General features: G+C 46.7%; 15 protein-coding genes. 6 read left to right on the forward strand and 9 right to left on the reverse strand.

From position 1 onward, the window contains the following. From QZ147_RS05740 to QZ147_RS05765, 6 genes are all read right to left on the reverse strand, one after another. Positions 1–219 (reverse strand): hypothetical protein (locus QZ147_RS05740; RefSeq protein ID WP_295148033.1); only part of this gene is annotated, 219 nt, incomplete at its 3' end. 204 nt (positions 220–423) lie between these two features. After that, a complete protein-coding gene (gene thiE, locus QZ147_RS05745) occupies positions 424–1,032 on the reverse strand; it encodes a thiamine phosphate synthase (RefSeq protein ID WP_295148036.1) in 609 nt (202 codons plus the stop codon). After that, positions 1,029–1,772, reverse strand: coding sequence for a hydroxymethylpyrimidine/phosphomethylpyrimidine kinase (locus tag QZ147_RS05750; RefSeq protein WP_295148039.1), 744 nt, complete (start codon positions 1,770–1,772; stop codon positions 1,029–1,031). Before QZ147_RS05750 ends, thiE begins: the two co-directional genes overlap by 4 nt. Further along, positions 1,769–2,482 carry a basic amino acid ABC transporter substrate-binding protein gene (locus tag QZ147_RS05755; protein ID WP_295148041.1) on the reverse strand — a complete coding sequence of 238 codons (714 nt, stop codon included), beginning with the start codon at positions 2,480–2,482 and terminating at the stop codon, positions 1,769–1,771. Before QZ147_RS05755 ends, QZ147_RS05750 begins: the two co-directional genes overlap by 4 nt. Before the next feature lie 29 nt (positions 2,483–2,511). Next, entirely contained in the window at positions 2,512–3,240 is a 729-nt protein-coding gene (locus tag QZ147_RS05760) for an amino acid ABC transporter ATP-binding protein (RefSeq protein ID WP_295148044.1), read from the reverse strand. Beyond that, positions 3,233–3,940, reverse strand: coding sequence for an amino acid ABC transporter permease (locus QZ147_RS05765; protein WP_295148046.1), 708 nt, complete (start codon positions 3,938–3,940; stop codon positions 3,233–3,235). Before QZ147_RS05765 ends, QZ147_RS05760 begins: the two co-directional genes overlap by 8 nt. Positions 3,941–4,087: 147 nt before the next feature. Between QZ147_RS05765 and putP the strand changes: the two genes are divergently transcribed. Beyond that, on the forward strand, positions 4,088–5,575 hold the full coding sequence (gene putP, locus QZ147_RS05770; protein WP_295148049.1) for a sodium/proline symporter PutP: 1,488 nt from the start codon (positions 4,088–4,090) through the stop codon (positions 5,573–5,575). A 30-nt stretch (positions 5,576–5,605) separates the two neighbouring features. Next, positions 5,606–6,088, forward strand: a complete 483-nt coding sequence (locus QZ147_RS05775) for a hypothetical protein (protein ID WP_295148052.1) — start codon at positions 5,606–5,608, stop codon at positions 6,086–6,088. Here QZ147_RS05775 and QZ147_RS05780 read toward each other — a convergent pair. The 3 genes from QZ147_RS05780 to gltX are packed head-to-tail and all read right to left on the reverse strand — an operon-like array spanning position 6,009 to position 9,233. Continuing rightward, entirely contained in the window at positions 6,009–7,646 is a 1,638-nt protein-coding gene (locus tag QZ147_RS05780; protein WP_295148055.1) for a lytic transglycosylase domain-containing protein, read from the reverse strand. The genes QZ147_RS05775 and QZ147_RS05780 overlap by 80 nt on opposite strands. Then, the gene (locus tag QZ147_RS05785) at positions 7,624–7,917 is read right to left on the reverse strand and encodes a YggT family protein (RefSeq protein WP_295148057.1); all 294 of its coding nucleotides are present in this window, start codon (positions 7,915–7,917) and stop codon (positions 7,624–7,626) included. Before QZ147_RS05785 ends, QZ147_RS05780 begins: the two co-directional genes overlap by 23 nt. After that, complete coding sequence (gene gltX / locus QZ147_RS05790; RefSeq protein ID WP_295148060.1) at positions 7,914–9,233, reverse strand: glutamate--tRNA ligase; 1,320 nt, start codon at positions 9,231–9,233, stop codon at positions 7,914–7,916. Before gltX ends, QZ147_RS05785 begins: the two co-directional genes overlap by 4 nt. A gap of 124 nt (positions 9,234–9,357) precedes the next feature. Here gltX and mscL point away from each other — a divergent pair, with 124 nt between their 5' ends. From mscL to asd, 4 genes are all read left to right on the forward strand, one after another. Beyond that, entirely contained in the window at positions 9,358–9,759 is a 402-nt protein-coding gene (mscL, locus tag QZ147_RS05795; RefSeq protein ID WP_295148062.1) for a large-conductance mechanosensitive channel protein MscL, read from the forward strand. Further along, positions 9,759–10,397, forward strand: coding sequence for a Crp/Fnr family transcriptional regulator (locus QZ147_RS05800; RefSeq protein ID WP_295148065.1), 639 nt, complete (start codon positions 9,759–9,761; stop codon positions 10,395–10,397). Before mscL ends, QZ147_RS05800 begins: the two co-directional genes overlap by 1 nt. Positions 10,398–10,410: 13 nt before the next feature. Next, positions 10,411–11,526: a metallophosphoesterase gene (locus QZ147_RS05805; protein ID WP_295148066.1), complete on the forward strand. Its 1,116-nt coding sequence runs from the start codon at positions 10,411–10,413 to the stop codon at positions 11,524–11,526. Then, positions 11,527–12,051: archaetidylserine decarboxylase (gene asd, locus QZ147_RS05810; protein WP_295148068.1), on the forward strand; the 525-nt coding region annotated here is incomplete at its 3' end.

Raw genomic sequence — 12,051 nt, forward strand, 5'->3', positions numbered from 1 at the left:
GCATTTAAAATTTCGTAAAATCGGCGCGGCGTTTTTGATTAATCTTGCCGTATCCGCGCGCTTAATTCGCAAGGTAAATTCGCGGCAGTATAGTCGTTTGCTTACCTTTGCTCGCGTAAAATTTAGCGCGTCGTATTGCGGACGCTTTTTGTAAGAGGTTTTTGCCTTATCTATTTTTGCGGCTAGAAATTTTTGCCGTCGATAGGTTATTTGCCGCATATCGATTTTCGCGGTCCCGCTTGCGGCCGCGAGCCTACGAGGCAGGTTCTTATAAGCACCTTTGCCACTTTTGCTTTAAAATTTAGGAATTTGCTAAAATCTCGGGCTAAGTTTTTATAATTCGGCAAAATTTGAACGCGAAATTTCGTTTCGGACGAAAATTTCAGCCGACGCGAAAGATGGCCGAAATTTTATAACGGTCGTTTAAAATTTCATCGCATTTTTTAACGCGGCGATATTTTCAGAGATTAAAAGCGGTTTATAAATCGCGCTGACTACGGCGATTAGGTCGATTTTAAGCGCGGATATCTCGGCGATATTTCGCGCGTTTATACCGCCTATCGCGCACACGGGGATTTCTAAAACTTCCTTCGCGCGAGCTAAAATTTCAAGACTAACGCGCGGGGCGCCCGGTTTCGTCGGGCTTTCAAACACCGAACCGAACGCCGCATACGCCGCGCCCGCGTCTTGCGCCCGCAAGGCAAGCTCTAAGTCGCCGTAGCAGCTAACTCCGATAAACGCGCCGTCTCCTAAAATTTCGCGCGCTCTTGCTACACTGCCGTCGTCTCGTCCGATATGCACGCATTTCGCGCCGATACGAGCGGCGAATTTCAAATCGTCGTTTACGATAAATCTAGCCCCGACGGCTTCGCAAAGAGCTAAAATTTCGCGCGCGACGGCCTCGTTTTTAACCGCCTTTTTGCAACGGTATTGATAAAATTTTACGCCGCTTCGCAAAATTTCGCGAGCGTGAGCGACGATTAGCCCGTCGGGGCTTAAAACATCGTCGCTAATCGCGTAAATTTCGCTCAAATTTTAACTTTATGATTTAAAAGCGTTTTGCCGAATTTCGTAGTTAAACCCGTTTCTATCGCTTCGTAGACGTATTTTTTAGCGCGCTCGATCGCATCTTCTAACGAAAGCCCTTGCGCTAGCGAGCAAGCAATCGCCGTAGAGAACGTACATCCCGCGCCGTGCATAATAAGCGGGTCTGCTAGCGGAGCGCCGAAATTTTGCGTGCTGCCGTCTCTTTTGTGTAAAGTATCGATGCTTTTGCCGTCTTCGACGCGTTTTTTTACGATCACGTTGCAGCTTAGCGAACTAAAATCGTCGTTAAAAAGTGCTTTTGCCTCGTAGCGATTAGGCGTAGCGATGGTGGCGAATTTTAAAAGATCGCGAAGCGCGTCTATGGCGTCGTCTTTGATGAGTTTTACGTTTGATTTGCTGATACAAACGGGGTCTACTACTATCGGTACGCCAGCGTTTTTAAAGCGCTCTAACCAGCGCGCGGCGACTTCCATCGTGCGCGTATCAAAGAGCATACCGACCTTGACGGCGTCTATATTAAGCTCTTCGGTTATGCCTCTAATCTGCGAATCCACGAAGCCCGCGTAAAGCCCGGAAATATCGTAAGTAGTCTGCGTATTTTCGCAGACGAATACCGTCATCGCCGTAGCGCCGTAACAGCCGAACGCCTCGCAGGTTTTAAGGTCGGCCTGCGCGCCCGCGCCGCCGACGCTATCCGAGCCCGCAATTATTAAGATATTTTTCATTTTAAATCGTATTTTTCTAAAATTTTATCAAACGCGCCCTCTTTTTTTAGCTCGTCTACGGCTGCGTTAAATTTAGCGATAAGCTCGGTTTGTTTATCTTTATCGAATGCCGCGGAAAAGCCCTCGCTACCGTCGGGCTCTTTTAAAAACGCTTCCAAGTCGTCGTTTTTCTTTAAATATCCGTAGCCTATCGAGCTATCGACCGCGATCGCGTCGATTTTGCCGGCTTTTAGCGCTAGTATCGCGCTTGCGATCTCTTCAAAAGGAGCTACTTTCGCGCCTTGAATTTCGTTTGCCGCGCTCTCTTGGACGGTGCCTAGCTGCACGCCTATTTTTTTGCCGTTAAGAGAGGCTTTGTCTTTGATATCGCTTCCTTTTTTATGAATGTAAAGATTTTCCGTAACATAATAAGGCGCGGTAAAATCGACTGATTTCTTGCGCTCGTCAGTCGCGCTCATAGCGCTAATGATGCCGTCTATTTTACCCGTTTTAAGCGCGGCGATTAGTCCGTCGAAGCTTAAATTTACGAGTTTGTATCTAAAACCCGCTTTTTTTGAGACCGCGTCTAGCAGATCGATGTCAAAGCCCGCGATATTGCCGTTTTCGTCTATAAATTCAAACGGCGGATAGTTTGCGGCGGTGCCGATTTTAAGCTCGGCGGCGCTTAGCGCTACGAAGCTTGCCAAAAGTAGGGCGAAAATTTTTTTCATTTTTTATCCTTTGGGTTGAGTTTAAATTTTTAATGATTTAGTACTTTGCCTAAAAATTCGCGAAGGCGCGCGTTTTGCGGATTTTCAAAGACGTTTTTAGGTGTATCGTCTACCGCGATCTTACCGCCGTCCATAAAGAAAATTCTATTTGCCACGTTGCGCGCAAAGCCCATTTCGTGCGTGACTACGAGCATCGTGATGCCGCGCGCGGCGACTTCTTTCATAATGTCTAGCACCTCGCCGATCATCTCGGGATCTAGCGCGCTGGTAGGTTCGTCAAATAGTATAACTTCGGGATTCATCGCAAGCGCGCGAGCGATAGCGATACGCTGTTTTTGACCGCCGGAGAGCTTATGCGGATAGGCGTTTGCCTTACTTTCTAATCCTACGCTGCGAAGCAGTTCGTAAGCCTTGCTTTGAGCTTGCTCTTTCGTCATAAGTTTCGTGATCACGGGCGCTAGGGTTAAATTTTCAAGCACGCTTTTATTTGCAAAAAGGTTAAAATGCTGAAAAACCATACTGATGCGCTGGCGAATTTTATTTATATCCGAGTTTTTATCTAAGATATTTTTGCCGTCAACCGAAATTTGTCCGCCCGTAGGCTCTTCTAGCCGGTTAATGCAGCGCAAAAAGGTGCTTTTGCCGCCGCCGCTAGGACCGATTATAGCAATGACTTCGCCTTGTTTGACGCTTACGCTAATGTCGTTTAATACGCGAAGATCGCCGAAATTTTTGCTTAAACTTTTAATCTCAATCATTGCGGTTTAACCTGCGCTCTAAAATTTTGGCTAATAGCGATAAAAATTTTACGCTCACGTAATAGACGATACCTGCGAAAATAAGCGGTTTAGGACTAAAAAGCGTGGACTGAAAATTTCTGCTTTGCATCGTGATATCGAAAATTCCTATAAGCCCCACGATAGAAGTTTCTTTAAAAAGCGAGATAAATTCGTTCGCAAGCGCGGGCAGGATATTTTTCGTAGCCTGCGGGATAATGATTAGCCGCATGGCGCTTGCGTAGTTTAGCCCCATCGCGCGCGCGGCTTCCATCTGACCGCGATCGACGCTATTTATACCGCTGCGAACGATCTCCGCGATATAAGCCGAGCTATTTAGTCCTAGCGCGATAATAGCGGCGTAAATGCTTTCAAATGCGACGAATACGACGAACGCAAAGATAATAAGCTGCAACATTAAAGGCGTGCCGCGCAAAATATCGATATATTCGTCGATTACGAAAGTAAGGGGCTTAATGTTTAAAAATCTTAAAAACGCGAGTAAAAAGCCCAGAGCGATGCCTATTAGTATGCCGCCTACCGTAAGTTCCAGCGTCACGCCGTAGCTTTTTAGATACGCCATCCTTTGCGCCTGGCTAAGCTCGGTCGGATAGGCGAAATAAACGCCCGCGCCCACGATCAGGACGAAGAATAAAATTTTGAAAAATTTTTCGTTAAACAACGCTTTGCCTTTTAAAATTTAATGGCGCAAATAATACGCAAAATTTGATATTTTTTCGCTTAAAAAGGCTGCTTTCGCGCCGATTTGATGAAAAATTAAACATAATTATAATACCATCTGAATTTTAAAATTACAAAGGGGCGTGCGGTGAGCTTTGGATCTTACGTCGCGATTGCGATTTATTTCGGACTTTTACTTTTTATAGGGCGGTATTCGTATAATAAAAACGCGAATATGAACGAATATTTGCTGGACAACCGCAGATTAGGACCCGTAGTTACCGCGCTTTCGGCGGGGGCTTCGGATATGAGCGGCTGGATGCTATTGGGCGTTCCCGGCGCTATGTACGCGACTGGAATCGTTAATATTTGGATGCTAGCGGGGCTAATAATCGGCGCATATTGCAACTACTTATTTCTAGCAAAGCGCCTGCGCGTCTACACCGAAGTGGCGAGCGACAGTATTACGATCCCGGATTTTTTAGAAAACCGCTTTAAAGACCGCACCAAAATTTTACGCATCGTTTCGGGCGTTTTTATACTTATATTTTTTACGCTTTACGTTTCTAGCGGCGTAATAGCAGGCGGAAAGAGCTTTGAGACGTTTTTCGGGTTGCCGTTTAGTTGGGGCGCTATTTTGACGCTGTTTATAGTCGTGTTTTATACGTTTTTCGGCGGTTTTCGCGCGGTTTGCATTACCGACGCGTTTCAGGGCGCGCTTATGTTTTTCGTGCTGGTCGCGATCCCCGTCGGGGCGTATCTAAATTTGGATCTACCGCAAAATACGAATTTTTGGGGCGAAATTTCGCACCTTAAACCTCAGCTTTTAGACCCTTTCGCAAATCAGAGCTTTTGGGGAATTTTAGGGCTTGCGGCGTGGGGGTTCGGCTACTTCGGACAGCCGCACATTATCGTGCGCTTTATGGCGATTAGAAGCTCTGCCGAGCTCGCGCAGGCGCGCCGTATCGGCATTAGCTGGATGGTGATAGGTCTAGTGGGTGCTATGATGAGCGGATTTATCGGATTTTTGTATTTTAGTTCGCGCGGCGGTTTAGAGGATCCCGAAACCGTATTTTTAAGGCTAGGAGAGCAGCTTTTTCCGCCGTTTTTTTTAGGCATTATCGTTTCAGCCGTGCTAGCCGCGATTATGAGCACTATTTCAAGCCAGCTTTTAGTTAGCGCAAGTTCGGTTACGAAAGATTTTATTTTAGCCTTTTATAAACGCGAAATTTCGGTAAAGGCGCAAGTAGTCATCGGTCGCTACGCCGTAGTCGCCGTGGCGCTCGCGGCTACGGTTTTGGCGTTTTGCTCCAAAGATACGGTGCTTGGCGCCGTAGGAAACGCGTGGGCGGGATTCGGCGCTAGTTTTGGGCCGGTGTTGCTATTTAGTCTTTACTGGAAGCGTATGAGCGCGTTAGGAGCGCTCGTAGGTATGGTTGCGGGCGGCGCTACGACGCTATTTTGGATATATTCGGGGCTTAACGCTTACGCGTATGAAATTTTGCCAGGTATCGTCGCGTCGAGCGTCGCTATCGTAGTCGTTAGCGTCTGGGGGGACGCGATAAATAAAATGACCGCCGAGCCGCATGAGCAGGTGATCAAAGACGAATTCGAAAAGATGAAGGATAGGCTATAAATTTATGAAAAACGCGGGAGAATATAAAAAATGAGAAAATTTACGTTATTTGCGGTTTTTATTTTAGCGCTAGCTGGATGCGGGGATAAAAAAAAGATCGTTCACGAACCGCTAAAAAACGAACTTTTGGCATACACTAGCAAATCCGAAATAATCGAAGATACGAACCGCACGCTAATAATCGCGACTTATCTAAATCCGATTTATCAAGCAAAACTGGGCGAGAATTCGGGCGAGACTTTTTTGGTCGCGATAAATCCAAAAGAACGAGAGATCGACGCGACTACGATAAAGGTAAACGGCGATAATAACGGCACTAGCGTGAGGCTTTTAGACGAGAGCGACGAGCTGCTAAAATTTGCGGGGTTTAGCCTACCTTGGGCACGGTACTACGAGATAACCGCGCCTAGCAAAGACGCGGATAATCTATCGCTTACTTTCGAAATTTATCCGTCAAAGAAGGCGTCGTTAAGCTTCGTAAAAGTGTCGAAATCCTTATATTGGAACCCGTAAGCGCGCTGTAAACGGCGTAGTTTGCGAGTACCTTTTTGCCGTAGACGCGCGTTTCGGTCACGGGGACTAGCTCGATGGATAAAAAGGGCTCGAATTTGCCCTTGCGAAACATATCTTCTCTCGTGATTAGCTTTTTGGTAAAGCCGATGCCGCCGTTATAAGCGTATGCGATAAATAGCGGATGGCTTAAAAATTTCTCCAAATAATTTAAATGATGATCCGCAAACGCGTAGGCGACGTCGGGCTTAAATAGGTCGTCTTGGTCGAAATCGGGTATTTTTAGCTCTTTTTTGCCGATGTGGTTGGCGAGAAACGGCATGATCTGCATCGTACCCAGCGCGTAAGAAGTCGAGATTACCGACGGTAAAAATAGGCTTTCTTGGCGAGCCAGCGCGTAGATCATAGATTTTCTGGTCGCGTTTACGTCGCTAAGCGCGGGAGAGTCGGGCATTAAAAAGTAGTGTTTATCGTTTGTTTTTTGCATAAAAAATGCGTAAGCCCCGAGACTTTCTTGCGTATAAAATTTCTGCGCGTAGGCGTGAGCTTGCGTAGAGTTCATATCCTTGGCTAGGGCTGCCGTTTGCTGCCATAAAAAAGGATCCGTAACGTCGAAATTTTCGACGTTTTTGCGCTCGGGGCGCGGCACTACGACTTCAAAAGGCGGCGTTTCTACGAAATCTTTGGCGTAAAGCGAGTAGATATTTATATCCTTGCTATCCGCAAGCTCGGCTAAAATTCGCTCGTCGTTTTTGATTAGATAAAGCCAAAAATTCGCATTGTCGCGCTGCCAAGTTTTCTCAAACGTTTGCGCCGCGCGCGAAAAGTACTCCACCGCGCGCGATTCGTCGTTTAGCGTAACGGCGTTAAGCCCTAGAAAAAACGCGTCGCCGCCGCTAGTAATTTGCGGCGTTATTTTAAGCAAATTTTGCCTAAACCCGTCGAATTTTCGCCCCGTAACCAGCTCGCTTAAAAGCTGCGTAAAGCCCTTTTCGCCGTAAAATTTATCCATAAACGCAGGCTCTAACTCGCTGCTAAAATTTTGCGATTTTTGCGCGGGGCTAGAAGCGTTAAAAAGCGCTAAAAACTGCGCGCTAAGCATCTCTCGCGCGAAAATTTCGGCGGGATTTTTCTCGTTTAGCGCTAGTAAAATTTTAGCCTTTTGCGGGTAGGGGGCGGATAGGTTTTTAGCGACTGCCGCGCGCGTCGCGGCGGACAAATTTAGGCTAAATTTTACCGTAGTTAGCGCGTTTTGACAGCTCGCGTTGGCGTCTATTATGTTTCGCGCGGTAACGCCGGGGCATGCGGGTGGCTCGGGCGCGGCTATCGGCGGTAAAATTTTATCCATATTTTTTTGCGCTAGTCCCGAGCGGCGAGAGATATCGGATTTTAAAATTTTAATTTGCTCTTTGCTGGGCTTTCGTTCGGTGATTAGGCGGTTTATATAATAGTCCTTAGCGAGGCCTTTGGGTTTATCTTTCAGCTCGTTAAACTCTATTACTCCAGCCGCGCAAAACGCTGCAAACGCGCATAATAAGCTATAAAGACGCGGCAAATTCATGAAGCAGTCTCACGAAAAATAGATCGGTAAATTGAAGCGCTAAAAGCACGATAATAGGCGCTAGATCGACCCCGCCCACTATCGTCGGCACTAGGCGGCGCAGGCGCTCGTAGACGGGTTCGGTTAGTCGGTAGAGTAGCTGCACGATTTGATTATAAGGATCGGGGCGCACCCAGCTAATAAGCGCGGCTGCGATGATAATCCAAATATAGACGTTAATTACGGTGTGCAAAATCGTAGCGACCGCGGAAAGAAAGGTAGATAGTATCATTTTATCACCTCGCTTAAATTTTCTTTGATAATCGCGTAAAGCTCGGATAGTTCGGGTCCATGAAGTTCGTTCGTAAGCAGCGCGCGAAGTGGCATAAAGAAATTTTTGCCTTTTAAGCCGCTTTTTTGCATAAGCTCTTTTTTAAAATCGTCGAAATTTTGCGCGGCTGGCGTATTTAGCAGCGTTTGCGCGGCGGATTTTAGCGTTTCAAACTCGTTTGCGTATTCGCTAGGCGCGACTTTTACGGCGAAAACGGCGCTAATTTTCGCGGCGATTTGCGGTATCAGCGAGCTTTCTTGGGTGTAAAATTTAGCCAGCGCGATTTTAACGGCTAAATTCCGGTCTTTTTCAAAACCGAAAAGCTCCGCGATGCGCTCGTCGCTTGCGATTTTAATATGCTCTCGGTTTAGCTGTTCTAGCTTTTTGACGTCGAATTTCGCCGGCGAGCGCGAAATTTTGGTTAGGTCAAACCACTGCACGGCTTGCTCGATCGTAAAAATTTCGCACGGCGTTTTGTTGCCCAGCATTATTAGGTAGTTTGCGATAGCTTCTGGCATAAATCCGCTTTGAAGCAGCCATTTCACGCTGCTTTCGTTCTCGCGTTTGCTCATTTTTTTACCTTCGATGTTTAGCACGATAGGTAGGTGCGCGTAGCCCATTTTGCCCGTATAGCCCAGCCCCTCGCGGATCAGATCTTGCTTTGGCGTATTGCTTACGTGATCTTCGCCGCGAATGACGAAAGTAACGCCTTCTAGCATATCGTCCACCGCGCAGGCGAAGTTATACGTAGGTGTTTTGTCCGCGCGCATAATTACGAAGCTGTCGATCGCGTCGGGCTCGAAGCTTAGCTCGCCTTTTATCGCGTCGGTAAAGCTCATCGAATGCGCGGGCTTTTTCATGCGGATTACGAAGGGGCGCGGGTCGTTTAGCACTTGCTCGTCGGTCATTTTCTCGCACGTACCGTCGTATCTGTATGCGACGCCCGCGGCCTTTGCCGCCTCTTTTTTAGCTTCTAGCTCCTCTTGGCTGCAAAAGCAGGCGAACGCCTTTTTGTCGATTAAAAGCTTGCTTGCCATTTGGCGGTGAAATTTTAAATTTTCGCTTTGAATATAAATTTGCTGCGGCACGATGCTAAAAAGCGCTAAAATTTCGAGAATATCCTTTTCTTTACCTTTAATATTTCGCTCTTGGTCGGTATCTTCTATGCGTAAAATAAATCCGCTTTTATCTTGCAGCGAGCAGATATAATTAAATATCGCCGCGCGTAAATTTCCGATATGCATATCGCCGGTCGGCGACGGGGCAAAACGATACATAGGCGTTATCCTTGTGCTAAATTTAAGCGTCGATTATATCACCGCCTTGATAAATTTTCGGTAATTTATCTTGGATTTAGCTTTTTTGCGTAAAATCGGACAATTTTTTAAAAAGGAATTCAAAATGGGCTTTATCAAGGAATTTAAAGAATTCGCGATGCGCGGGAACGTGCTGGATATGGCCGTGGGCGTGGTTATAGGCGGAGCGTTCGGTAAGATAGTAAGCTCGCTAGTGGGCGACGTGATAATGCCGGTCGCTGGCGTACTAACGGGCGGAGTAAATTTTACCGATTTAAAATTTACGCTAAAAGAGGCGGCGGGCGACGCGGCGGCGGTTACGATAAATTACGGCGCGTTTATTCAGACGATAGTAGATTTTACGATTATCGCATTTTGTATTTTTTGCGTTATAAAAGCGATAAATACGTTAAAAAGCGCTCCGAAAGAAGAGCCCGCTACTCCCGCGGCGCCGAGCGAAGAGGCCGCGCTGCTTGCCGAAATTCGCGATTTGCTTAAAAATAGATAATGATAGAAAAAGTATCGTTTTTCGAGGCGCTAACGCCGCAGGAAGCTAAAAGATTAGAAGCCATCACGGTAGCTAAAAAATATAAAAAGGGCGAAATTTTATTTTTAGAGGGCGAGGAGCCTAAGTGGCTGATATTTTTGCTAACGGGCTCGGTTAAGCTTTATAAAACCGCTCCCAGCGGAAAAGAAATTTTCTTGCATCAATTAGCGCCTATGAATTTCGTAGCCGAAGTCGTAAATTTTGAAAATATCCCGTATCCCGCAAGCGCGGCGTTTGCGGTTTCGGGCGAGGTTTTAAAGATAGATTACGAAAAATTTAAGAGCGAGTTTTTAAGCAATCCTAAAATTTGCCTTTACCTTTTAAAATCGATGTCGCAAAAACTACGAATTACCAGCAACTTACTCCATCAAGAGCTGGTTTTAAACGCCGAAGCGAAGGTGGCGAAATTTATCGTCATGCACGAGGATTTGTTTAACTCGCTGCGCCACACCAAAATCGCGTCGATCTTAAACATCACTCCCGAAACTTTATCTCGAATTTTAAACAAATTTAAAAGCTCGAATTTAATCAAACTCGACGAGAAAAATCAGCTGACTTTAAAAGACGAAGCGCAGTTGTCCGAAATGTTTTCGTGCTAGTTAAGGGCCGGGTTTGGGACTTTTAGGAATTTTAAGCGTCGCTGCTATCTTTTGCGTCGGCGCGAATTTTTACGCGTATAGGCGCTTTATTAAAAAGATCGCGTTTTTTAACGCGTATTTGTTTTACGTTAGGCTATTTTTCTACGCCGTCGCAGCGATAGGGTTTATATTTTTCCTACAAATTCGCTTTGCGTTTTTAAGCGTAGGCGCGTATTTAATAGCCGGCGCGCTCGTGGCGTTTTCGTTATTTTTATTCGGCGTAAGCCTGATTTACGATGTTTTAAGAGTAGCGTTTAGGCGCGCGAAATTTAGTCAAAGTAGGCGGAAATTTATTAAAATTTGCTTCGACGTTACGTTTTTGGTTTTGCTTTTTAGCTACTTTTTTAAAGGGATGTTTAACGCGCTTACGCCGCCGCGCGTACGCAGAACAGAGATAATTATTAAAAATTTAAAAGAGCCCATGAGGCTAGCGGTGATCTCGGACGTGCATATCGGCGAGTTTTTGCAGAAGGAATTTCTAGCCGCGCTCGTATATCAGATAAACGCTCAAAAACCCGACGCAGTCGCTATCGTTGGCGATTTAATCGATTTTAGTGCGGATAAAATCGGCGATTTTTTAGAGCCGCTAAAAGATCTGCGCTCGAAATACGGTACGTTTTACGTGACGGGCAATCACGAATATTATCACGGCGCGCGCGAGATTTTACCTAAAATTTCGGCTGCGGGAGCGCAAATTTTAGCCAATGCCCACGTGCGAATCGGCGGGATAAATTTAGCGGGCGTACACGATTTGGCGGGCATTAGATTCGGTTATTTAGCGCCCGATCTAGGCGCGGCGCTAGCGGGGCGCGACGAGGATAAGCCTACCGTTTTACTAGCTCACCAGCCTAAATTTTTGCAAACCATGCGCGGCGACGAGGTCGATTTAGTCGTTTGCGGTCATACGCACGGCGGGCAAATTTTCCCGTTTCAGCTGCTGGTTTTACTAGATCAAAAGCTTTTACGAGGGCTTTATAGATTAAACGATAAAATGCAGGCTTACGTAAGCTCGGGCGCGGGATTTTGGGGACCGCCGGTTAGAATTTTCGCGCCCAGCGAGATCGCGATTTTAGATTTAAAGGGGGAATAGATGGATTTCGATAAGAGGTTTTCGCAAATTTTCGGGATCGTAGGCGGGCTAAAATTCCCGCGCGCGGTGCAAAATTTTATCAACGAACGCTACGTAAAATTTTTTAATATAGATATGAGCGAATTCGCGCCCGCTAGCAGCTACGAGAGCCTAAACGCGCTCTTTACGCGCGAACTTTTAAAACCCAGAGACTTTGACGCGCAAGAACGAGCTTTTTTAAGCCCTAGCGACGGCACGTGCCTAAGCAGCGGTACGAGCGAGCGCGGCGCGGCGTTTAGCGTCAAGGGGATGAGTTATGATTTGCGCGAGCTTTTAAGCGAAGCCGCGAGCGAGGAGGAGACGTTACGCGAGTGGGATTTTGCTAACATTTACCTAAGTCCGCGCGACTATCACCGCTATCATGCGCCGTGCGATCTAAAAATAGAGCGCGCGGTCTATATCCCGGGGCGGCTTTATAGCGTCGCAAAGTCCTGGCTAGCGAGAGTGGCGGGGTTATACGCCAAAAACGAGCGCGTAGTTTTGCGC

The organism is uncultured Campylobacter sp. (genome assembly GCF_905371695.1).
GTDB lineage: Bacteria > Campylobacterota > Campylobacteria > Campylobacterales > Campylobacteraceae > Campylobacter_A.

Coding starts and splice junctions, on each gene's coding strand:
- QZ147_RS05750 (WP_295148039.1), bottom strand. CDS start 1,772: ATGAAAAATATCTTAATAATTGCGGGCTCGGATAGCGTCGGCGGCGCG.
- QZ147_RS05755 (WP_295148041.1), bottom strand. CDS start 2,482: ATGAAAAAAATTTTCGCCCTACTTTTGGCAAGCTTCGTAGCGCTAAGC.
- QZ147_RS05760 (WP_295148044.1), bottom strand. CDS start 3,240: ATGATTGAGATTAAAAGTTTAAGCAAAAATTTCGGCGATCTTCGCGTA.
- QZ147_RS05775 (WP_295148052.1), top strand. CDS start 5,606: ATGAGAAAATTTACGTTATTTGCGGTTTTTATTTTAGCGCTAGCTGGA.
- QZ147_RS05780 (WP_295148055.1), bottom strand. CDS start 7,646: ATGAATTTGCCGCGTCTTTATAGCTTATTATGCGCGTTTGCAGCGTTT.
- QZ147_RS05785 (WP_295148057.1), bottom strand. CDS start 7,917: ATGATACTATCTACCTTTCTTTCCGCGGTCGCTACGATTTTGCACACC.
- gltX (WP_295148060.1), bottom strand. CDS start 9,233: ATGTATCGTTTTGCCCCGTCGCCGACCGGCGATATGCATATCGGAAAT.
- mscL (WP_295148062.1), top strand. CDS start 9,358: ATGGGCTTTATCAAGGAATTTAAAGAATTCGCGATGCGCGGGAACGTG.
- QZ147_RS05800 (WP_295148065.1), top strand. CDS start 9,759: ATGATAGAAAAAGTATCGTTTTTCGAGGCGCTAACGCCGCAGGAAGCT.